This is a genomic window from Mucilaginibacter gossypii (genome assembly GCF_900100945.1).
Taxonomy (GTDB): Bacteria; Bacteroidota; Bacteroidia; order Sphingobacteriales; family Sphingobacteriaceae; genus Mucilaginibacter; species Mucilaginibacter gossypii.
Genome location: NZ_FNCG01000014.1, coordinates 133646 through 157022, shown reverse-complemented (window position 1 = coordinate 157022; position 23377 = coordinate 133646). Strand labels below are relative to the sequence as shown.

General features: G+C 43.1%; 19 protein-coding genes. 17 read left to right on the top strand and 2 right to left on the bottom strand.

Annotated features, from left to right (window positions below; all coding sequences use genetic code 11):
• The first annotated feature begins 1 nt into the window (after position 1).
• From uppS to BLS28_RS22240, 15 genes are all read left to right on the top strand, one after another.
• Positions 2-742, top strand: a complete 741-nt coding sequence (gene uppS, locus BLS28_RS22310; RefSeq protein WP_090531922.1) for an undecaprenyl pyrophosphate synthase — start codon at positions 2-4, stop codon at positions 740-742.
• A gap of 63 nt (positions 743-805) precedes the next feature.
• The gene (gene bamA / locus BLS28_RS22305) at positions 806-3358 is read left to right on the top strand and encodes an outer membrane protein assembly factor BamA (RefSeq protein ID WP_091172566.1); all 2553 of its coding nucleotides are present in this window, start codon (positions 806-808) and stop codon (positions 3356-3358) included.
• A 16-nt stretch (positions 3359-3374) separates the two neighbouring features.
• Positions 3375-3905 (top strand): OmpH/Skp family outer membrane protein, encoded by a 531-nt coding sequence (locus tag BLS28_RS22300; protein WP_090532069.1) that lies wholly within the window; start codon positions 3375-3377, stop codon positions 3903-3905.
• 48 nt (positions 3906-3953) lie between these two features.
• Positions 3954-4466 (top strand): OmpH/Skp family outer membrane protein, encoded by a 513-nt coding sequence (locus BLS28_RS22295; protein ID WP_090531918.1) that lies wholly within the window; start codon positions 3954-3956, stop codon positions 4464-4466.
• A 224-nt stretch (positions 4467-4690) separates the two neighbouring features.
• Positions 4691-5203, top strand: coding sequence for an OmpH/Skp family outer membrane protein (locus tag BLS28_RS22290; protein ID WP_090531916.1), 513 nt, complete (start codon positions 4691-4693; stop codon positions 5201-5203).
• 66 nt (positions 5204-5269) lie between these two features.
• Positions 5270-6115, top strand: a complete 846-nt coding sequence (gene murI / locus BLS28_RS22285) for a glutamate racemase (protein WP_091172563.1) — start codon at positions 5270-5272, stop codon at positions 6113-6115.
• 172 nt (positions 6116-6287) lie between these two features.
• A complete protein-coding gene (locus tag BLS28_RS22280) occupies positions 6288-7358 on the top strand; it encodes a complex I subunit 1/NuoH family protein (RefSeq protein WP_091172560.1) in 1071 nt (356 codons plus the stop codon).
• 132 nt (positions 7359-7490) lie between these two features.
• Positions 7491-8081, top strand: a complete 591-nt coding sequence (locus tag BLS28_RS22275; protein ID WP_091172557.1) for a 4Fe-4S binding protein — start codon at positions 7491-7493, stop codon at positions 8079-8081.
• 26 nt (positions 8082-8107) lie between these two features.
• Entirely contained in the window at positions 8108-8626 is a 519-nt protein-coding gene (locus BLS28_RS22270) for an NADH-quinone oxidoreductase subunit J family protein (protein ID WP_256337510.1), read from the top strand.
• Positions 8623-8928, top strand: coding sequence for an NADH-quinone oxidoreductase subunit NuoK (gene nuoK / locus BLS28_RS22265; RefSeq protein ID WP_090531905.1), 306 nt, complete (start codon positions 8623-8625; stop codon positions 8926-8928). The genes BLS28_RS22270 and nuoK overlap by 4 nt, the downstream gene beginning before the upstream one ends.
• Before the next feature lie 100 nt (positions 8929-9028).
• Entirely contained in the window at positions 9029-11137 is a 2109-nt protein-coding gene (gene nuoL, locus BLS28_RS22260) for an NADH-quinone oxidoreductase subunit L (RefSeq protein ID WP_091172551.1), read from the top strand.
• 5 nt (positions 11138-11142) lie between these two features.
• Positions 11143-12747, top strand: a complete 1605-nt coding sequence (locus tag BLS28_RS22255) for a complex I subunit 4 family protein (protein WP_091172548.1) — start codon at positions 11143-11145, stop codon at positions 12745-12747.
• Positions 12748-12754: 7 nt separating this feature from the next.
• Positions 12755-14737, top strand: coding sequence for a mucoidy inhibitor MuiA family protein (locus tag BLS28_RS22250; protein WP_091172546.1), 1983 nt, complete (start codon positions 12755-12757; stop codon positions 14735-14737).
• 73 nt (positions 14738-14810) lie between these two features.
• The gene (locus tag BLS28_RS22245; RefSeq protein WP_176844541.1) at positions 14811-16238 is read left to right on the top strand and encodes an NADH-quinone oxidoreductase subunit N; all 1428 of its coding nucleotides are present in this window, start codon (positions 14811-14813) and stop codon (positions 16236-16238) included.
• 95 nt (positions 16239-16333) lie between these two features.
• The gene (locus BLS28_RS22240; RefSeq protein WP_091172540.1) at positions 16334-17641 is read left to right on the top strand and encodes an ammonium transporter; all 1308 of its coding nucleotides are present in this window, start codon (positions 16334-16336) and stop codon (positions 17639-17641) included.
• Between the two features lie 233 nt (positions 17642-17874).
• Here BLS28_RS22240 and BLS28_RS31630 read toward each other — a convergent pair whose 3' ends face one another.
• Positions 17875-18126, bottom strand: a complete 252-nt coding sequence (locus BLS28_RS31630) for a dihydrofolate reductase family protein (protein WP_091172538.1) — start codon at positions 18124-18126, stop codon at positions 17875-17877.
• A 53-nt stretch (positions 18127-18179) separates the two neighbouring features.
• Positions 18180-20189 (bottom strand): KUP/HAK/KT family potassium transporter, encoded by a 2010-nt coding sequence (locus tag BLS28_RS22230; protein WP_091172535.1) that lies wholly within the window; start codon positions 20187-20189, stop codon positions 18180-18182.
• A gap of 315 nt (positions 20190-20504) precedes the next feature.
• On the opposite strand from BLS28_RS22230, the gene BLS28_RS22220 reads away from it, so the two are divergent.
• Both BLS28_RS22220 and BLS28_RS22215 read left to right on the top strand, forming a co-directional pair.
• Positions 20505-21113, top strand: coding sequence for an alpha-ketoglutarate-dependent dioxygenase AlkB family protein (locus BLS28_RS22220; RefSeq protein ID WP_091172529.1), 609 nt, complete (start codon positions 20505-20507; stop codon positions 21111-21113).
• 118 nt (positions 21114-21231) lie between these two features.
• Positions 21232-23211 carry an amidohydrolase family protein gene (locus tag BLS28_RS22215; RefSeq protein WP_176844540.1) on the top strand — a complete coding sequence of 660 codons (1980 nt, stop codon included), beginning with the start codon at positions 21232-21234 and terminating at the stop codon, positions 23209-23211.
• The last annotated feature ends 166 nt before the right edge of the window (positions 23212-23377 follow it).

The window sequence follows — 23377 nt, the reverse complement described above, 5'->3', positions numbered from 1 at the left end:
TATGGATTATTTGGATCAGATTGATTTGTCGAGACTACCACAGCACGTAGCTATTATTATGGATGGCAACGGGCGCTGGGCGAAAGGGAAAGGCAAATTAAGGATATTTGGCCATCACAACGGTGTAACATCTGTTAGGGATGTTGTTGAGGGGGCCGATAAATTGGGTATTAAATATATCACCTTATATACATTTTCGTCCGAAAACTGGAACCGCCCCAAGCTGGAGGTTATGGCTATTATGGAGTTAATGGTAACCACTATTCATAAAGAGGTTCCCGGCTTTATGAAAAACAACATCAGGCTAAATGCCATTGGCGATCTGGACACACTGCCCGAAAAATGCCTTCGTGAACTTAATAATGCTATTGAAACAACAGCAGGCAATACCGGTGTTGTGCTTACGCTGGCTTTAAGCTATAGCTCGCGCCGCGAAATTGTACGGGCTGCAAAAAATATAGCCATAAAGGTAAAAAACGGCGAGTTGAATGCGGAAGATATTAATGAAGAGGTTTTTGAACAAAACCTTTTTACAGGCGATATGCCAAACCCCGAACTGCTGATCAGAACCAGCGGTGAATACCGTATAAGTAATTATTTATTATGGCAAATTGCTTACGCCGAGTTGTATTTTACAACCAAATTATGGCCCGATTTCAGGAAAGAAGACCTGTATGAAGCAGTGATTGATTTTCAGAAACGTGAGCGCCGTTTTGGCTTAACAAGTGAGCAGGTGAACTAAATTTTTACTTTTAACAAATTTTAACAACTGTATAAATTATTTTTAGCCCACTAAAATATTCGAATGTATAAATTTCTTTTTGCTATTCTTTTCTCGGTTTTGGCTACTACGGCTTTCGCCCAGATATCCAATGGGCCGAGGCCTTCGCTTACAAAATCGATACCTGCTGATAGTTTAAGTTATCTTAATCCTAAAGATTATATTATTGGTGGTATTTCTGTTAGTGGCGCAAAATATCTTGATAAAGACATCCTGATCCAGCTATCCAAATTAACCAAAGGCGATCGTATCAACCTGCCGGGCGAACGTAATGCCGAGGTAATTAAAACCTTATATCAACAAGGCTTATTTGATGATGTGCAATTAAACATCACCAAAATTAATATGGATACCATTTACCTGGAGATTGCCGTGTTGGAGCGTCCGCGTTTATCACGCATGCACTTAACCGGTATTCGCAAAGGCGAAATTGAAGATGTTCAGAAAAAATTGAACGACCGTGTAGGCAAGATCGTAAATGAAAACCTCATCAGCACAACAACTGCTATCATAAAAAAGCATTTTAACGAGAAAGGTTTCTTAAACACTACCGTTACCATTACCCAGCGTAAAGACCAGGGTGATGTTAACAGCGTTATACTGGATGTTGCCATTGATAAAAAGACCAAGGTTAAAATCAACGATGTTATTTTTGAGGGCAACAAGGCATTTAGCACCGGAACCCTGCGTGGTTTTCTAAGTAAAACCCGTAAACGTAAATGGTATAACCTGTTTGGCTCAAAGAAATTTAAACAGGACAAATACGAAGAGGATAAACAAAACCTGGTTGAAAAAATGCAGGCCAGGGGATACCGTGATGCCGAGATCCTGAGCGATTCTGTATGGAAACATGACGATGAAACCGTAAACGTAAAGCTGAAAGTATATGAAGGCCCTAAATATTACTTCGGTAATGTTAAGTTTTCGGGTAATGCCAAGTATACCACCGATTTGTTAAACAGGATCCTTCACGTTAAAAAAGGTGACGTATTTAGCGAAGATGAGCTGAACAAGCGTTTAAGCGGCCCGACTCCGGGTAACGATGATATTTCATCGCTTTACCTTAATGATGGCTATTTAACCTTTAATGCCGATCCGGTACAAACAAGGGTTTATAACGATACTGTAGATGTTGATGTGAGGATTTATGAAGGCCCTCAGTATACGATTAACCGCGTTATGTTAAAAGGTAACGACGTTACCAACGATAAAGTGGTAATGCGTGAGATCCAGACAAAACCGGGTCAAAAATTCAATAAAGACCTGCTGATCCGCAGTGCGCGTGAAATTGGCCAGCTGGGCAACTTCGACGAGCAAAAAACCGAACCTAAACCAACCAACATCAATCCGCAGGATGGTACGGTTGACTTGGTTTATAACGTAGTTGAAAAACCTTCAGACCAGATCGAGCTTTCAGGTGGTTTTGGTGGTGGCCAGTTGGTAGGCACATTGGGTTTAACCTTTAATAACTTCTCTATCCGTAATATCTTCCACCTTAAAGCTTACAAGCCACTGCCAAAAGGCGATGGTCAGAAACTGAGCTTAAGGGGGCAGTCGAGCGGCCGTACCTATCAAAACTTCTCGTTCACATTCTCCGAGCCATGGTTAGGTGGAAAAAAACCAATTTACTTTGCATTGTCTGCTTATACACAGGGAAGTTCAACAGGGCAGTATTATCCAAAAACAAGCCCATACTATAACAAATTGCGTATTAACGGTTTGGGCGTTACATTGGGTAAACGTTTAAAATGGCCTGATAACTATTTCCAGTTAAACTACTCACTTAACTTTGATCATTACAGCCTTGACAACTATACCGGTTACCTGTTTACCAACGGTACCTCTTATAACATTAAGTTAACCCAGGAGTTGACACGTAACTCAATAGATGCGCCTATTTTCCCAACCCAGGGTTCAAATATTAAATTTACGATACAGGCTACACCGCCTTACTCATTATTTAATAACATCAATTATAAAATAGCCACCCCCGAAGATCGTTACCATTTTGTTGAGTACTATAAGTTTAAATACGATGCACAGTGGTTCTCGAAACTGGTAGGCAAATTTGTATTGATGTCGCAGGTTAGGTTTGGTTTCCTTGGCCAGTACAATCACCAGGTTGGCCCATCACCGTTTGAACGCTTTAAATTAGGTGGCGACGGTATGCAGAGCTACCAGTTTTTACAGGGTAGTGAGATCATCGGCTTACGTGGTTACCAAAACTTCTCGATTGTACCCGAGGGCTCAAACGAAACTCAAAATACAAACACCGGTAGCGCTATTTATAATAAATACACGCTGGAGCTTCGCCACCCGGTTATTGCAAGCCAGTCGGCAACAATTTTCTTGCTGGCCTTTGCCGAAGGCGGTAACGCGTGGAACCAGTTTAGCCAGTTTAATCCGTTTAATGTAAGGCGTTCGGTAGGTGTGGGCGCAAGGATATTTTTGCCTATATTTGGCTTACTGGGGTTAGATTATGGTTATGGCTTTGATAAAATACCGGGGCAACCGGATGCAAATAAAGGCCAGTTCCATTTTACAATTTCTCAGAGTTTATCCGGCGGATTTAATTAATTTGCGTACCGAATATATGAAGAAGATAATTTTAGTAGCCTTTTTAACGTTAACTGCTTTTGCAGGCGCTTACGCGCAACGTTTTGCTTATGTTGATTCGGAGTATATATTAAAGCACATGCCCGAGTATGCCTCATCTCAAAAGCAATTAGCTGCATTATCTGATCAGTGGCAGAAGGAAGTTGACGGCCGTTTTCAGGAAATCGACCGCCTGTATAAAGCTTATCAGGCCGATCAGGTGCTGATGACCCCTGATATGAAAAAACGCCGTGAGGCCGAAATTGTTGACAAAGAAAAGGCCGCGAAAGATTTTCAACGCCAGAAGTTTGGTCCGGATGGTGAGCTTTCACAAAGAAGCACAGCGCTGATTAAACCAATTCAGGATAGGGTGTCTAAAGCTGTACAAGCAATTGCCGAAGGCGATAACCTGGATATGATTTTTGATAAAAACAGCGAGGTTATTATGTTATATGCTAACCCGCGGTATGATAAAAGCGCGGATGTTATAACCAGATTAGGACTAAAACCCGGTGTATTTGCTAAATAATTTGAATTAAAATAAATCGAACTATTATTTAAACACAGAAAAAGGAAAATGAAAAAACTATTTAAAGTTGCCTTAGTTGCAGTAGGTTTGTTATTTGCGGGCAGCTTTGCAAATGCTCAGACTAAGATCGGCCACATCAACTTCAATCAATTGATTGATATGATGCCCGAAACTAAAACTGTAACTGCTTCGATCCAGGCTTATCAAAAAACATTTATTGATCAGCTTACTACAATGAATAATGAGTACCAGACAAAAGGCCAGGACTACCAGTCAAAAAGGGCAAGTATGACCGATGCTGTACGTACTGCTAAAGAAAACGAGCTTACCGATATTCAAAAACGTATGAATGATTACCAAAACAATGCCCAGCAACAGGTTGATGCAAAAAGGCAGGAATTAGGTAAACCGCTTATTGATAAAGCTACCCAGGCAGTACAGGCTGTAGCTAAAGAAAAAGGCTATGCTTATGTATTAGATTCATCACAGATCACCTTATTGGTATCTCCTGATGCTGATGACCTGATGGCAGCTGTAAAATTAAAATTAGGTTTGAAATAAGAATACAAAAGACATTAAAAAAGCGCCCTGATTAAACGGGACGCTTTTTTTATGTTTGCCATTTAAATTACCCCATTGTTATTTTAGCCGGGTAAGGATAGCTGTCAAATGTTCCTGTTCATTGTAAGCTCTCCCGAGGTTAGTTCATGAGCAATTTGCTGATACACGTTATAAAAACAAACAGATAATTATTATCCATTATTAAACACAGGACACAAAACAAAATGAAAAAACTATTTAAAGTCGCCTTAGTTGCAGCAGGTATGTTGTTCGTGGGTAGTTTTGCTAAAGCGCAAACAAAAATAGGTTATGTTAATTTTAGCCAGGTTATTGACCAGATGCCTGAAACTAAAACTGTTTCTACAACATTACAGGCCTATCAAAAAACATTCATTGATCAGTTAACCACTATGAACAATGAGTTACAAACCAAGGGTGCCGATTTGGAAAAAAACGGTTCAACTTTGACAGATGCTGCCCGTTCAGCAAAAACTTCTGAATTGCAGGATATTCAGAAACGCATGAACGATTACCAAAACAATGCTCAGCAACAAGTTGATGCTAAAAAACAAGAATTAGGCAAACCCATTATTGATAAAGTTAGCCAGGCTGTACAAGCGGTAGCTAAAGAAAAAGGTTACGCTTATGTATTGGATTCATCACAGGTTAGTATGATCGTATCGCCTGCAGGCGACGATCTGATGGCTGCCGTGAAATTGAAATTGGGTTTAAAATAAAATCACCTTTAAGTAAATTATACAAAAGCGCCCCGTAATTACGGGGCGCTTTTTTTATGTTTGTATATGTCAAATCAACCAATTGGTATTTTTGATTCGGGTTATGGCGGGCTAACTGTGTTCCGTTCTATCATTGAACAATTGCCCGGCTATGATTATATTTATATGGGCGATAATGCCCGTGCTCCCTATGGTAACCGCTCATTCAGCACCATACACCAGTATACCTGGGAATGCGTGCAGTGGATGTTTGACCAGGGATGCCCCTTAGTGATCCTGGCGTGTAATACGGCATCGGCCAAGGCGTTACGTACCATTCAGCAGCAGGACCTTAAACAGATAGATGACCCGTGGAAAAGGGTATTGGGCGTTATCCGCCCTACTGCCGAGGTTATTGGCGATTATACTAAAACCAAAGAGATTGGGGTGCTTGGTACAAAGGGCACGGTACAATCTGGCTCATACCTGCTCGAGATCCAGAATTTTTTCCCCGATATAAAAGTTTACCAGCAGGCCTGTCCGCTTTGGGTGCCGTTAATTGAAAACGGGGAATATGATAAACCCGGTGCAGATTTTTTTGTGCAGTTGTACCTGGATCAAATCATGGCGCAATCGCCCAACATCGACACCATTTTACTGGCTTGCACGCATTATCCTATTATCCAGGACAAAATAAAAGCACATTTGCCCGAACGCATTAATGTTATAGGGCAGGGCGATATCGTGGCTAAAAGCCTTGTTAGTTATTTAAACCGCCACCCCGAAATTGAACAAAAGCTTAGCCGGAACGGCGAAAATAAGTTTTATACCACTACCGATGATACTGCCGATTTTGACCATCATGCCTCGCTGTTTTTCTCGGCCCCGGTAAAATCAACGTTTATATCGGCAAATGATTTGGTGAAGTGTTGAACCTTGATTTTTATGATTATAGGATGATCATGATACAGAGCTTTAGGCGTTGATATATCTGGCAATCCTTAAATCAGGTAAATCATGGTTCTCCTATCAACTTAATATATAATTTAATCATTCTAAATAACTCAACATTTAGTAAGTTTGCACCCTTAAGCAAAAATTCCTGTTGAACTATTATTTTACATATTTTATTGCAGCAATTGGGTTGTTCAGTTTTTCGGCCTTCTTCGCTTTATTCGGTGTATATGCCGAGCGTAAAATATCAGCGTTTATACAAGACAGGCTTGGCCCAACGGAAACAGGAAAATATGGTTCGCTGCAAACGCTGGCCGATATTTTAAAAATGCTTCAGAAAGAGCTGATCGTCCCGGCAGCGGCAGATAAGTGGTTGTTTATGTTGGCGCCGGCGGTAATATTCATTGCTGTATACCTCGGTTTCGCCGCGCTACCCTGGGCCCCCGGGCTTATCCCTTCAAAGACTAATATCGGTCTCTACTATATTTTTGCCATTATTTCTATCGAAACGTTAGGAATTTTGATGGCAGGATGGGGATCAAACAATAAGTATTCTATCCTTGGTGCTATGCGTTCGGCGGCTCAGATCATTTCGTACGAAATCCCCGCGGGCTTTGCCATCATATCTGTTGTAATGATTGCTCAAACGCTCGACTTGCAGGTGATCTCTGCTCAGCAGGGTATTTTGGCTGCTGAAAAGATAAAATTTGCCGGTTTTTGGGATGTATCTCAGATAGGTGGTTTATTTAGCTGGAATGTATTCCGAGCGCCACATTTACTCATCGCATTTGTGATCTATTTTATAGCTTCACTGGCCGAAAGTAACCGTGCTCCTTTTGACATTCCAGAAGCAGAATCGGAACTGGTAGCCGGTTTTCATACCGAGTTTACGGGCATCCGCTTTGCGCTTGTGTTTTTGGCTGAGTACTCGATGATGTTCCTGGTATCCATGATAGCAGTGATCTTGTTTTTAGGGGCCTGGAATACACCGTTGCCTAATATCGGCGGTGTTAAACTGGCAACCTGGACAACCGGGGTGGCTTGGGGGATATTATGGGTGGTAATAAAAACATTGGGCCTGGTGGGTGTTCAGATGTGGATCAGGTGGACATTGCCCCGCTTGCGGGTTGACCAGCTCATGAACCTTTGCTGGAAAGTATTGACCCCGGTGGCTTTCGCTTGTATGCTGATATCGGGTGTATGGAGGTTGTGGCTGATGTGATTTTTAATTTCGGATGTCGGATATTCGATTTCGGAATTAAAAGAATTAAGATTTGTAATTAATTGAATAATAAGAAACAAGGATTAGCAGTAGTAAAGGAAATATCCTGAGCATCCTAAAATCCTAAAAATCATGGTTCAGAAAGTAATTAACGCGTTTACAACGGCATGGAAAGGTTTAAGCCTTACCATCCGGCATCTCTTTGCGGGTAACGGCAAAAGGGAGATTGTAACCGTGAGCGATAGCAATTATTTTAAGCAACTGGAGCATGGCACCAACACTATTCAATATCCTAAGCAGCAACTGCCGGTACCTGAAGTGGGCCGCTACCAGTTGGATGTGGAAATGGATGACTGTATCGTATGTGATCTGTGCGCCAAGGTTTGCCCCGTTAATTGTATCGATATTGAATCGATCAAGGCTACGGAAGCTATCGGCCAAACATCCGACGGTACTACCAAACGTTTGTATGCAGCCAAGTTTGATATTGATATGGCCAAGTGTATGTATTGTGGTTTGTGTACTATTGTGTGCCCAACTGAATGCATTACCATGACCAACCAGTACGATAAAACAGTTTTTCAGCTAAGCGATCTGGTTTACCAGTTTTCGGATATGACGCCCGAAGATGCCGCCGAAAAGCGTGCCCTTTTTGACAAACAACAGGCCGAAAAACAGGCTGCCAAATTAGCCGCCATGAAACAAAAGGAGGGTGGGGCATGACCTTGGTCCGCTTACTGTTTTATACAATGAGTTTTATTGCTATTGGCTCGGCGCTATATGCTGCTTTAAGTAAAAACCTGGTCAGGAGTATTTTTATATTTTTTGTGACCTTGTTTGCATTAGCTGGCTTGTATGTAATTGCCCTTGCCGATTTTGTTGCCGTAACGCAAGTGGTAATTTATGTGGGAGGCATTTTGGTGTTAATCCTTTTTGCATTTATGCTTTCTGGTCGTGAAACGCTAAATGTGATAGAGCAACACAAAGGAAAATTCATTAACATGGCTAAAGTACCGGCTGTTATACTGGCTGCGCTGTTTTTAGCGGTGATTGTAAACATTATCCTTAAAGCCGATGCTGATAAGCTGCCATGGGTAAAACAGGCCATCGCACAAAAAAATGAGATAACGCCAACCTCTTCAACTATAGATAATATAGGCGTTAACCTCATGACCACCTACCTGCTGCCTTTTGAAGCCATTTCTGTTTTATTGCTGATGGCTTTGGTAGGTGCGGCACATTTATCACGTAAGGAGGGCAGGGCATGATCACGTTAACCGATTTTTTACTGGTAGGCGCGTTATTGTTTTGCACAGGCATGTACATGATTGTATCCAAACGTAACTCGATACAAGTATTGATAGGAATTGAACTAATGCTGAACGCCGCCATTTTAAACCTGGTAGCTTTTGGTAAATATGATAAGCTAAATAACGGCGGACAGGTGTTCGCCTTGTTTGCTATTGTGCTGGCCGCGGCAACAACAGCGGTTGCGCTGGCCATCGTCCTGAATGTTTACCGGCGATATAAAACCATTGACCCGGATGAGATTAAAAATTTGAGGGATTAAAATATTGTAGAGACGCATAATTGCGTCTCCCGCAGGACAAGCGGAAATGTACATTCGGAGACGCAATTATGCGTCTCTACAGAGAAGATAAAAAAACTAATTGGGCACCGCGCTTTTACATACCGATCAAACCATCATCAGCTACACCATTGCAGCTGTGGCTTTACCGTTGGCGGCCTCGATCATCAACTTTTGCCTGCCGGTAAAAAGTAAAGCAGCGGGCTGGATTTCAACACTGGCCATTTTGGTGGGTTGCGTATTATCAGCCATTGTGTTTGCAAGGGTGTGGAACCAGCAACCGCTGCACACCCAAAAACTATGGTTTACCATTGGCAACACCAAAGTCTTCGCAGGCATCCTGCTTAATAATCTGTCGGCGCTGCTGCTGCTGTTGGTATCGCTGATTGCCTTGCCTGTTCACATCTATTCCACTGCTTACATGAAGCATGACGATAGGTACAGTCGTTATTTTACCTACTTAAGTTTCTTTTGTTTCAGCATGCTGGCTTTGGTGGTGGCGGATAGCATGGTGCTGTTCTATGCTTTCTGGGAGCTAGTGGGCTTTTCATCATACCTGCTTATCGGTTTCTGGTTCACTAAGGATAAAGCCGTACAGGCCAATAAAAAAGCCTTTATCATGAACCGTATCGGCGATATCGGTTTGCTAAGTGCTATCATTATCATTTTTGCCCAGTTTCATACGTTTGATATTGATGCCTTATTTGGACAACATGGACTTGTTAAGTTTATGGGGCCTGATAACGGGCAATGGGCTTTTGCTCCTGATAGGATGCCTTCTAATTATGGCTCTGTTTGGACACGGGGGGCAATGACTACATTACCCGCGATATGGCAGTATATAGCCTGCGCCGGGATCTTCCTTGCTGTGGCCGCAAAATCGGCACAATTCCCTTTGCATACCTGGCTACCTGATGCCATGGAAGGGCCGACGTCAGTTTCGGCGCTGATCCACGCGGCTACTATGGTGGCTGCCGGTGTATTTCTGCTGGGCAGGGTTTATCCTTTGTTTACCGATACGGAGTTAACGGTTCTTGCTGTAATAGGTTGCTTTACCGCTTTTATGGCCGCCACAATCGCGCTTACGCAAAACGATTTAAAACGGGTGCTTGCTTACTCAACCATATCGCAACTGGGTTACATGATCCTTGCGATGGGGGTTGGAGCTTATGGCTCTTCGCTATTCCATTTGGCTACGCACGCTTTCTTTAAATGTTTATTGTTTTTGGTGGCCGGGGTTGTGATTCACGAAATGCAACATATCAAGGAGGAAAATAACCTGGATATCGACCCGCAAAATATTCAGTACATGGGTGGCTTGCGTAAAAAGCTGCCATTAACTTTTATTGTGGCAATTGTTGGTTCACTGGCGCTTATAGGTATTCCGCTTACTTCTGGCTATCTGTCAAAAGATGGCATCCTGATCCAGGCGTTTGAATGGAGCGAGGGTAGAAGCGCATGGCTTAAACTGATCCCGGCAGGTGCATTATTTACCAGTTGGCTTACTGCCTTTTACGTATCAAGGTTAATAGTGAAAATATTTTTCGGAGAGTTTCGCTTGTTGAAACATCACCCTGACATTAAACTACATATCAGCGATGGTGGTTGGCAATATCGTGTGCCATTGATCCTGCTGGCGGTTTGCAGTTTGTTCCCCTTATTTTCGCTTAATCCTTTCTTTTATGAAAAAGCCTGGCTATTCGAAAGCTTAAAACCTGCCGAATTCATGGCCCGCGAAAATATCTACCATACCATTATTCCGATAGGGGTGAATATCTTAAGCGTTTTTGTAATGTACGCGGCCTATGCTATCTACGTAAAAAGAAATACGTTCTCGTTTCCGCAAACCGGCTTCTTTTACCGCTTATCCTATAATCAATGGTATTTGGATAAGATCTATAAAAAAGTAATCGTAAAACCTATACTTGGCCTGGGTAAAACCTGCTTCTGGTTCGACAGGAATATTATTAACGGACTCATCCATTCAATTGAACGGCTGAGCAGGGCGGTGGCAGACCTTACCGCCTGGTGTGATAAATATATTGTCGACGGATTTTTGCATTCAATGGCTGCATTAGTGCAAAGTATTGGCAATTTTGCACGTAAATTTCAAAATGGAAAAGTGCAGTACTACCTGTACAGTATGCTGCTCATTGTGTTGGTACTCTTTATTTTAAAAATACTGATCTGAATTTAATGAACCTACTAACCCTACTCATATTTATACCTGTACTGTTTGCGTTGGTGATCGTATTGCTGCCATCGTCGGTTCGGGGGAGTTTTAAATATATTACCCTGCTGGCTACGCTTTTGCAGCTGGGTATCAGCATCGCAATCTACCTTAACTTTAAAACAGGTGCGGCAACAGCAGGTATTAACCATGAAGACCAGTTTCAGTTTGTACAGAAACTGCCATGGATTGCCCTTAACCTGGGCAGCATGGGCAAAATGCAGATAGATTATTTTGTAGGGATAGATGGCATTTCGGTAACCCTATTGGTAATGTCGGCACTGGTGATGGTGGTTGCTACGCTGGCCTCCTGGGAAATCAAGAGCAATCTCAAAGGTTTCTTCCTTTTGTTTTTGCTGTTGGATATGGCCGTGATGGGTGTATTCTGCGCTTTGGATTTCTTCCTGTTTTACCTGTTTTATGAGCTCATGTTACTGCCGCTCTATTTCCTGATCGGGATGTGGGGCGGTGTACGCCGGGAGTATGCGGCCATCAAGTTTTTCTTGTATACCCTGTTTGGTTCGGTGTTTATGCTGCTGGTGATGGTTGGTTTATACCTTTCTGTAAGCGATCCGGCAACAGGAAGTCATACTTTTAATATTATCCAGATGATGAATCCGGCTAATTATGCCCAGGGTTCGGTATTCTCGGCTGCCGCGCATCAAACCATATTGGGGATGCCCGCACGCACGGTTGGCTTTGTAGTGCTGTTTATTGCCTTTGCTATCAAGGTACCCGTTGTACCGCTGCATACCTGGCTGCCCGATGCGCACGTTGAAGCGCCTACACCGGTATCTATCATTCTTGCTGGGGTATTGCTTAAAATTGGTGGTTACGGCATTATCCGTATCTGCCTCGGGATTTTCCCGGAGATAGCTTCTTCCGGCGCTTTTTGGCTTGGGTTGATTGGGGTTGTTTCGATATTATATGGCGCCTGCAATGCGCTGGCCCAGCGCGATCTGAAAAGGATGATCGCTTACTCATCGGTATCGCACATGGGTTTTGTGTTACTGGGCATTGCCTCGCAAACTGCCGAAGGTGTAAGCGGTGCGGTAATGCAGATGGTAAGCCATGGCTTTTTATCGTCGATGCTGTTCTTTTTGGTGGGCGTGGTTTACAACCGTGTGCACGACAGGGATATTTATCATTTCCGCGGATTGGGCACCCAGATGCCTCAATATACGGCCTTTGTTATGGTAGCATTCTTTGCTTCCTTAGGCTTGCCGGGCTTTTCGGCATTTGTGGCCGAAGCATTTACACTGGCGGGTACATTTAAATCGCCAACGGTTAACGGTTTGCTGCCATACTGGATGGCTGTTTGCGGTTCGGTTGGTATCCTGTTGGGAGCAGCTTATTTTCTGTGGACACTGCAGCGCATGTTCTTCGGAAAAGTATCACTTAAAGGCGGCGAGGTTTGGAAAATAGCACTTACCGATGTAAGCATCCGCGAAAAGCTGGCATTGATACCAATGGCTGTTGCTGCGCTTGCTTTAGGTTTGATGCCATCGTTGGTATTTGGAAAAATCAATGATTCGGTACTGGCATTGATACAGTTTTTACAGGCTAAATAAAAAAATAGTGTTTCAACATAAATTCATTTATGGAAAAGTGCATACACCTGCATCTTTTATTTACGTTGTCCCCGGCAACCCGGGCATAAGCGAAATAACAGATGGTATGTATTTAACCGAAGGAATTATGTTTAAAAAATTATCCATTGCCGCAGCATTACTTTTTATCACTGCGGCAACCAGGGCCGATGAAGGCCAGAAAGTAGCCTCCAAAGTTCAAAAAGTAACCGTGTTTTTGAACGGAGCACAGGTAAGTCGCACCGCATTGGTCAATATCAGCCCCGGCACATCAACGCTGGTGTTTGAAAACCTGTCGCCTGGAATTGATGTGCAGAGTATCCAGGTAAATGCAGGCGGCGATTTTACCATTCTTTCGGTTAATCACGAACTTGATTTTGCCGATAATGACATCAGGCAGAAAAATATACAGACTATCGAGGCGAATGTAAAACTGGTAAGAAACAAAATAGCCTTGCAAAATAACATGCTCTCTATTTACCAGGAAGAAGCTAACACGCTGGCTAAAAACCCGGTGAGCAATGGTACTAATGTTGCGCTGGATCCGATTAGACTGAAACAGACACTCGACTTTCAGACAGCTCGCTTAAATGAGATCAAAAAGAATCAGCAAGCCGTAAATGATCAGATAGATTTGTTTAACGACCAGCTGGAAGATTATAACAAACAAATTGCAGAGATTAACAAAGTAAGTGTTAAAACTACCAGCAATGTTTTGGTGACAGTATCGTCAAAAGTTCCGTTACAGGCAAATTTTACTTTAAGTTATCTGGTGCGAAACGCCAGCTGGTTCCCTACCTACGATATCCGTGCTAAAAATGTGAACAGTCCAATAACTATCGTTTACAAAGCCAACGTGTCGCAAAAAACGGGTGAGGACTGGAAAAGCGCAAAGCTTACCTTATCAACCGGTAACCCAAGCGTAAATGGGGCGAAGCCCGAGCTTACGCCTACCTATCTTAACTTTGGTATGTACTATTCAGGTACTGGTGTTTCAATAACTAAAGTAATGGGTAGAGTAGTGAGTAGGGATGATAACAGCCCCATCCCTGGTGTAAGCGTCCGGGTAAAAGGTACATCAATAGGGGCCGTAAGTGATGCCGGTGGAAATTACAGCATCCAGATACCTAACGCCAATGCTGTGCTTACTTACAGTTTTATTGGATATGAGACATTAGAAAGGCAGGCCAATGCGCCAATGATCAACGTGTCGCTAAAGTCAGCTTCAAACCAATTGAATGAAGTTGTTGTAGTTGGTTATGGTGAAGTTGAACATAAAAGGGATTTGACTGGTGCTGTTGCGAAAATACAAGATAAAAATATAATTAACACGGTTCCTATCGAAGTAAAAAAAGAAGAAAACCAAACCAATATTGAGTTTAATATCGCCAACCCTTATACGGTGCCAAGCGATGGCAAACAATATGCCGTTGAAATTAGCCAATATAATATTGATGCTACTTATCAGTATTATGTAGCGCCTAAACTGAGTACTGATGTGTATCTGACAGCGCAGCTTACCAACTGGAATAAATACAGTTTCCTATCTGGCGAGGCCAACTTGTTTTTTGAAGGAACATACATTGGCAAGTCGCTGATTAATACCGATGCTACCACCGATACGCTGAACCTATCGTTAGGAACAGATAAAAATATTGTAGTTACCCGTACACTGGAGAAAGGTTTGGCTATGCGCCAGTCATCAGGCTCCAACCAAAAGGAAACCCGCAATTGGCTTATCGACGTAAAAAACAGGAAAAGCCAATCGGTTAATTTATTGGTGGAAGACCAGGTACCGGTTTCGCAAAATAAAGATATCGAAGTAGAGGCGCAGGAAACATCTGGCGCAAAACCTGATGCAACAACAGGTAGGGTTTCATGGAATTTCATGTTAAATTCGCTCGATGAAAAGAAGGTGAAACTAAAATATCAGGTTAAATACCCCAAAAATCAATCAGTAATAGTACAATAAAATATAAATGCACGATCTGCTCCCCCATATATCAGCTCAGTTAACCAATGTTTTTGGCAGTATACCCTATTTCATGCCCGAAATTTATTTAACCGGGCTGTTTTTGGTAGTGCTGATAACCGACCTGATATTTGGGCGCAGATCTGTAAAGCTTTGTAAAATTATAGCCTGTACGGGCTTGTTACTGGTGCTGTTTAAAGACCTGCAGCAGGTAGCCCTGATCCTTGACGGCGATCATGTTATTTTCGGCAGTATGTTACTGCTGCGTAGGTCGGCGGTATTTTTCAAGATCATTATCGATCTGCTATCGTTTATCCTGCTATTGAATTTTACCTGGGATGATAAGCTGAAGGCGCATCCAAAAGGCTTATCAGACCTGTATACCATTTCCATAGCATCTATTTTAGGTCTGCATTTAATGGCCATGGCTATTAACCTGCTTTCTGTTTATCTTGCCATCGAGATGGTATCCATAGCGTCATACCTGATGGTGGCTTACCGGTCTGAAACTGCTTTGAGTACCGAAGCTGGTTTAAAGTACGTACTTTTCGGCGCGGCATCATCGGCTGTCATGCTATACGGGATCTCGTTACTGTACGGCTTCAGCGGCTCGCTCGATCTGCTGGGTATTGTAGCCCGGTTGCCTAATGTAAATCCGGTGAGTGCTTCATTTGCTTTAGTACTGGTGCTGATTGGCATAGGGTTTAAATTATCATTTATGCCGATGCATTTTTGGGTACCCGATGTTTACCAGGGAGCGCCCACGCCGGTTACTGCATACCTGTCAACCGTACCCAAGATAGCAGCTTTTGCATTGCTGGTAAATGTGATGCCTTTGTTCCTTTTTTCGGCCGACTGGAAGGGGATTGATTTTAGTATTGTTTTATCAGCCATTGGTATCGTTACCATGATAGCCGGAAATTTTGCGGCCGTTTTGCAAAGCAACGTGAAAAGGATGCTGGCCTATTCAAGCATCGGCCATACCGGCTTTGCTTTAATGGCGGTAGTTACCTTTAATTTACAGGGCTTATCATCATTAACCTATTACCTGGCCGTTTACGCGCTGGCCAATATCGGGGCGCTGGCACTGGCATCATACTTCAGCAATATTGTGGACGCTGAAGAGGTGGAGGCTTATAAGGGCCTGGGCTTAAAATACCCTGTAGCCTCGGTTTGTTTTGTTATTATCCTCATTTCTTTAACAGGGATCCCGGTTACTGCTGGGTTTACGGGTAAACTATTTGTGTTTTCGGCGGCTTACAGCGCCTATGAGCAAACACACAGTATCTGGCTGTTGTCGCTGATGATAACGGGCGCTATAACCACGGTGGTATCGTTGTTTTATTACCTTAAAATTCCTTTGTATTTATTTCTGAAAAGAACAGAAAATGCTGAAGTTGCCAGTGAAAGATCTTATAATTTACTTGTTTTAGCTATTATTATTAGTTTTCTGCTCGTTTTATTGGGGATTTTCCCGAATTCTATCCTGAAATATCTGTAGTAGTTGTTTTTTTTAACAAAAGTCAATTATTTTCTTTTGTTTTTAGAAAAAACACTAACTTTCATGCCGATTTAAAACATATTTTTTCTGAATAAATGAAGAGGTATTTCCCTTTTTTCCTGATCTTAATTATACTTTCCCTTACTTTCATTTTTCCGTCGGTTGATTTTAAGGATTCCGGTCATCCCAATTTTAATACGGGCGATATAGCCTGGATGCTGATGTCGACGGCGCTGGTTTTGATCATGACACCCGGTCTTGCGTTTTTTTACGGGGGAATGGTTAATAAGAAGAATGTGATCTCCACCATGCTGCAAAGTATTATTTGTATGGTGATCATTACGGTAATGTGGGGGATCTTTGGTTTCAGCCTGGCCTTCGGCGATAGCTTTTATGGCCTTATCGGTAACCCCGGAACTTATTTCATGATGAAGGGCATGTTAGGTAACGCCACCTGGAAAGCCGCTCCAACCATTCCGTTGTTATTATTTGCCATGTACCAGTTAAAATTCGCCATTATTACCCCGGCGCTTATTACTGGTGCATTTGCCGAGCGCATCCGTTTTAACTCGTATATTATTTTCCTGGTACTGTTTTCTATTTTCATATTCTCGCCGCTGGCGCATTGCACCTGGCACCCTGATGGCATATTGGCCAAATTTGGTGTGCTTGACTTTGCAGGTGGTACGGTAGTGCATATGTCGGCCGGATGGGCTGCCCTGGCATCGGCCTTATATTTAAAACGCCGTAACGAGGCTAATCATTCTCCGGCACGGATTACCTACGTAATGATAGGTACGGGCTTGTTGTGGTTCGGTTGGTTTGGTTTCAATGCCGGTTCGGCTTTTGGCGCAAACGCTTTGGCGGTTACCGCTTTGGCAACCAGTACCACTGCTTCGGCAGCTGCAGGTGTTACCTGGATCTTTTTTGATATGCTGCTTGGCCGCAAACCATCTGCAATGGGTACCTGTATTGGCGCTGTTGTAGGTTTGGTGGCTATTACACCTGCCGCCGGCTTTGTATCGGTGCCGCACTCGCTGGCTATCGGTATCATATCGGCTGTGGTGAGTAACCTGGTTGTGGAATGGCGTACCCGTACTTCTATTGATGACACGCTTGATGTATTCCCTTGTCACGGCGTTGGCGGTATGGTGGGGATGCTGTTAACCGGCGTATTTGCCAATCAGCATGTAAATGCTAATAATACAACAGGTAACGGTTTGTTTTTTGGCGAGACACACCTGTTCCTTGTACAGTTGGTAGCATTAGTGTGCGTATCGATATTCGCATTCTTTGGTTCATTATTATTGTTAAAGATCACCGACATGATCTCGCCGTTAAGGGTATCGGCCGAAGAAGAAGAACAAGGTCTTGATATCAGCCAGCACGGCGAAAAATTATAATCACGTATTTCCAACCAATCCAATAAATCTAATGAAATTCCCGGCCGCAAGGCCGGGTTTTTTTTGTTTTAAAGGGTAGTGAAAAATATTAACGCGGGTTCAAGCGCCCATTATTGAATGGCTTTTTAACAGGAGCTTACACGCTCCCTGATATTATGGTAGGCGTGACGCCATTAGGGAGAAAAACTTAAAAACCTCCTCTCGAGAACGGGCGCGGAGGAGGGAGCCTTTTTTTACGCCCTGGTATAATAAAGCAAAGCCGCACCACAGGCAAATGGTTCACAATTCACCAATTTTAACTCTAAATCATTTTTTAAAGGGTTAAAGGTTTGTTGTCCGTTACCAATCTCAGCAGGGTTTACAAGCAAATAAAACTCATCAACCAAATCATGTTGAATTAAAGATGATACAAACGAATCTCCTCCATAAACAAGGATGTCATGAGCGCAAAAGGGAGAAAAATAAAGCCCCTCTTTGCGAAGCAAAAAGGGGCAACACGTACAGCGATGTAGGGGGAGTTAATACATAGCGGTTAGCGCTACGCAAAAACTTTCTTACCCATACCTTCAACCGCTTTATGCGTAACCGGGTCAACCCTTTTTATGTGGATATTATTAACCGGTTTTACCACCAGCGGAATCTTTTCAATTCGTGTTTCACTGGTATCAAGTCCAAAAGCTTTAGCTTCTGACTGGGCCAGTTTTTTAATGGCAAAATAGCTGTTGAGGATAAAGCTCTCCGATACGTTGAACACGTTATTGTACGACAGGAATTTCTCCATGATCACAAACCTGAAATCGGCAGCCATATTGTATTGTTTTAATGATGGGTAATTGCTGGAGATATCAATCTCGCCACGTTCAACCATATCTTCAACTACTTTACGGAACAATACGTTTACCCGCGGCTGGATCCTGAAGCCCAAACGGAATTCTACGCGGATGACTTTGCCCGGCTCAATTTGGTCAACACTGTACTCCATCGTGTATGGCTCGTCGGTACGTTCAATGTGCACAAACCAATAGGTGTCGGCACGTTTAGGACGGCGGCTCATGATGGAGTAGATGATCTTTTCTTCAATTTGTTTGCCATTATTGGCTTTGGTAAGATAGATCAGGTGCGTAGCGTATTTGTTTATGGTAGTATCATTGCTCAGTGCGTTTAGTAAAGGCAGTTTCTCCTTGATGTCGGTAAAATGAAGGAAGCGGTTATTGATTTTACGGGCTTTAAACCAGGTGTACATCGTAAAGATCAGACCAACTTCAAATCCCACAAAAAACAAACGTTTTAGTATTTTAACCGCGTTCGCTACAAAAAAGGAGAATTCGACGGTTACAAATAAGCACAGGATAATGGTAACCAGCCATACAGGCCAGTGCTTTACATAGCGCATAAAGTAATACATTAAAATGGTAGTGCTAAGCATAGCAATGGTGATGCTGAATCCGTAAGCAGCCGTCATTGCGCTTGAGGTACGGAAATAGAGCGATACCAGGATGCAGCCGATACACAGTATCCAGTTGATGCTTGGAATATAGATCTGCCCGCGGATATTTGACGGGTATTTGATGGTGATCCTTGGCCAAAAATTCATGCTTACCGCCTCACTGATTAGCGTAAATGAACCACTGATTAAAGCCTGGCTGGCAATAATGGTTGCCAGTGTAGCCAAAGCTATCGCAGGTAGCAGGAAGAAATGGGGAACGATTTCAAAGAAAGGGTTAACGCCGGTAAAGTTCTTACCCGGTGCTTGTGACAGCACCCAGGCGCCCTGCCCCAGGTAGTTTAATATCAGGGTTGTTTTCACAAAGATCCAGCTTACCTGGATATTGCGCCTGCCGCAATGGCCCAGGTCGGAGTATAGGGCTTCGGCGCCAGTGGTACATAAAAATACCGCGCCTAACAACCAGAAGCCTTTAGGATGGTCCATCAGTAAATGGGCGCCATAATAAGGATTGAGAGCTTTAAAGATAGATGGGAAATGTGTTATCTGTATAGTGCCTAATACGCCCAGCATAATAAACCACAGCAGCATAACCGGCCCGAATGCCGAACCGACCACCTTGGTGCCAAACTGCTGAAAAAAGAACAGCAATAAAATGATGCTAATTACAATAATGAGGATCAGGTTGTTGCCGGGGACAATAACGGTTGAAAATGCCGGTACTAAATTTAAACCTTCAATGGCCGAGGTTACAGAGATGGGTGGGGTAATGATACCATCGGCAAGCAAAGTACCTGCGCCAATTATAGCAGGAATAGCCAGCCATTTACCGTAACGTCTTACCAGTGCGTATAATGAAAAAATACCGCCCTCGCCTTTGTTATCAGCCTGCAGCGTAATAACGATATACTTGAAAGTGGTTTGCAGTGTGAGTGTCCAGAAGATACAGGAGATAGAGCCTAATACCAGCGCGGGGTTCACCTTACCGCCTTCAACCAACAGGGTTTGAAAAACATAAAGGGGAGAGGTACCGATATCGCCAAAAATAATGCCGAGGGTAACGATCATACCCGCGAAAGTGAGTTGCTTAACGTGCGAATTCATGAAATGTATAAATTGTTAGGGGAAAAAGAGGAGATGATACCAGCTGCAATGAAGGAACTTATTGTCCGTTTTGTAAATTTTGCTGTAGCAGCGATAAACAATGCCATCGTAAATTTATTTTGTATTGTGAGGCCGCATGGCCAATAAACATGCCACAACGTTTTTTGCTTTATTTACAGGCTTGTGTTATAGGAGTTTATCAAAATGAGAAAGATTTTCTCAATATGAGGAAAAGCTATCAAAATGATAGGTTTTATCATTCTGATAGCAGAGTGGCCCATCGTGTTTTATGGTATGTAATACAGATATTTGAACATGGATCTATTCAATAATGACCAGCTGAACCTGTTTGGTGCGCCAAAAAACTTATTGCCTTTTGATGGAGAGGTATTGCTTTATCCCCATTTTTATAAGGAAGATGTATTTACGCGGCTGGTTGAGGAAACACCATGGAAGCAGGATAAAATGAAGATCTACGGCAGGGAAGTGAACTTCCCACGGCTTACGGCCTGGTACGGAGAGCGCGATGAAGTATATGTATATTCAGGTGTGGTAAATGTGCCGGTTAAGTTTAGCCCGCTGCTTAATAGCATTAAGCAGGCGGCGGAGCAGCAATGCGGTCACCGGTTTAATACAGCGCTGCTTAATTATTACCGTGACGGCAGCAACAGTATGGGCTGGCATAGTGATGATGAAAGCGAGCTTGGCGGTAACCCTGTAATCGCTTCGGTATCATTTGGCGCTTCGCGGGTTTTTCAGTTTAAGCATAAGCGGCAAAAGAATGCTAAAGTATCTGTCGTACTTAACAACGGCGATCTGCTGATCATGCAGGGGCAAACGCAGCATCACTGGCTTCACCAGGTACCCAAAACAAGCAGGATGCTGGGGGCAAGGATTAATATAACGTTTAGAAGTATTGGGTGAAGATTTTTTGCTTTGATGATGTGGTTGGTCAGAAGGCGCAATTATGCGTCCCTGCACAAAAAAACTGTTTTGTAACATCCCAAACAAACCGTTATCTTACATTAACATTACTGACCTTATGAAAACATCTTTATTATTATTTGCCGCCTTTTCGGCCTTAATAACAAACGCCAATGCACAAACCGATTTGCCAACCGATAGCGGTACCTTTTTTCTGCATAAGTTTGAGCAACACATTGGTAAGGAAACCTATTACGTGCACAAGTATAAAGATGCTGTTCATTATAATATCGATTTTAAGTTTGTTGACCGCGGTTCGCCGGTGCCGCTTACTGCCGAGTTGAAGGTGAACCCCGTAGCCGATCCACTGGAATTGACTATAAAAGGCAATACTTCAAGATTTTCGACCATTGATGATAAAATAACTATTCGCGGAGGCGAAGCTGCAATCAGGGTTAACGATTCATCTTATACACAAAAAGTACTGTCGCCCAGCTTCCCGGTAGCGGGCTATTCGCCGGGCACTGTGCAGCAGGTGCTCATCCAGTATTGGAATAAACATAAACAACCTGCAAGCATCCATACACTGCCATTTGGCGCGGTACAGATCAAAAAAGCAGGTATTGATCAGCTTAAGTTTAACGGTAAACCGCTCACGCTTAACCGGCTCACCATAAGCGGACTGGTTTGGGGTAACGAACTGGTTTGGACTGATAATGAAGGTAAACTCATATGCCTGATAACTAATGACGCGGAGGGTGACAAACTGGAAATGATGCGGGTACCTTACGAAGAACTGTTACCGCAGCTCATCAGTAAGGCGGCTACTTATGGTATGGAGCTATTTGCGGAAGCGGCCGCACCAACAGGTAAAGCAGATAAGATAATAGCTATTACCGGTGGCAACCTAATTGATGTAAACACCGGTGTAAGCATCCCCAATGCCATTGTTTTGATAGAAAACGGCATTATTAAACAAACGGGCAAGGTTGGTGAGGTTAAAATACCGGCAGGGGCTAAGCTTATTGACGCCAAAGGGAAAACCATTTTACCAGGCTTGTGGGATATGCACTCGCACTTTGAACAGGCAGAGTGGGGGCCGGCCTATCTTGCAGCAGGTGTAACTACTGTGCGCGATTGTGGTAACGAATTTGGTTATATCAACGCTATAAAAACCGCTATTGATGGCGGCAAAGGCGTGGGCCCCAACATCATTAAAGCTGGAATTATTGACGGCAAAGGGCCTTATGCATTGGGGATTATCCAAGCGGATACTAAGGAAGATGCTATAAAGGCAGTAGACCGTTATAAAGAAAATGGCTTTCAGCAGATCAAGATCTATAGTTCGGTTAAACCGGCTATAGTTAAAGTTATTTGTGATGAGGCACACCGATTGGGTTTAACCGTAACAGGCCATATCCCGCAGGGCATGACCCTTCAGCAAGGCGTTGATTCGGGGATGAATATGGTTAACCACGTACAGTATGTGTATTCAATCATGAAACGGGATAAGGACAGGTCGGTTATTTTCGATGATTCGGTAAGTATTGCGGCTATTAAGTTTATAAAAGACCATCATGTGGTAATTGATCCCACCATAGGTGTTTTCGAGCTCGCCTTCCGTAATGTTAAGGATGATATAACCAAACTGGAGCCCAACTATTATACCCTGCCGCTGCCGCTCCAGGCATTGTTTAAAAACATGGGCGAAGAACCGGAAAAGGCCGCTAAGCTGAAACCTTTGTATGAAAGCATGAAGAAAACCGTTAAGGTATTGCATGATGCCGGAGTTACTATTGTTGCAGGCACAGATATGGGGTTCCCCGGCTATAGTCTTGACCGCGAACTTGAATTATATGTTGAAGCCGGTCTTACCCCGGCGCAGGCTATCAAAACAGCAACGATAACACCGGCAATGGTGATGGGGCTTGATAAAACAACAGGTTCGGTTGAAGCGGGAAAGCAAGCCGACCTTGTTATTATCGATGGTGATCCGCTGCGTAATATCAGGGAGATCAGGAAAGTATCGGTAGTAATAAAAGAAGGCCGGATCTATGACCCGGTTAAGCTGCATCAGATGGTTGGGTTTAAGAAATAGGTGTGTGGTTTATTGGGTTGATTATGTTAATGTCTGGTTTTCAGTGCGATAGCTACTCATTAAATCAATCATTCACCAAGTCAACCAGGCAATCAATAAACTACTAATTTATGACAATAGATTTTACCGATACTTCATTTTAAAATGATACCTTTGCAGCCTCATT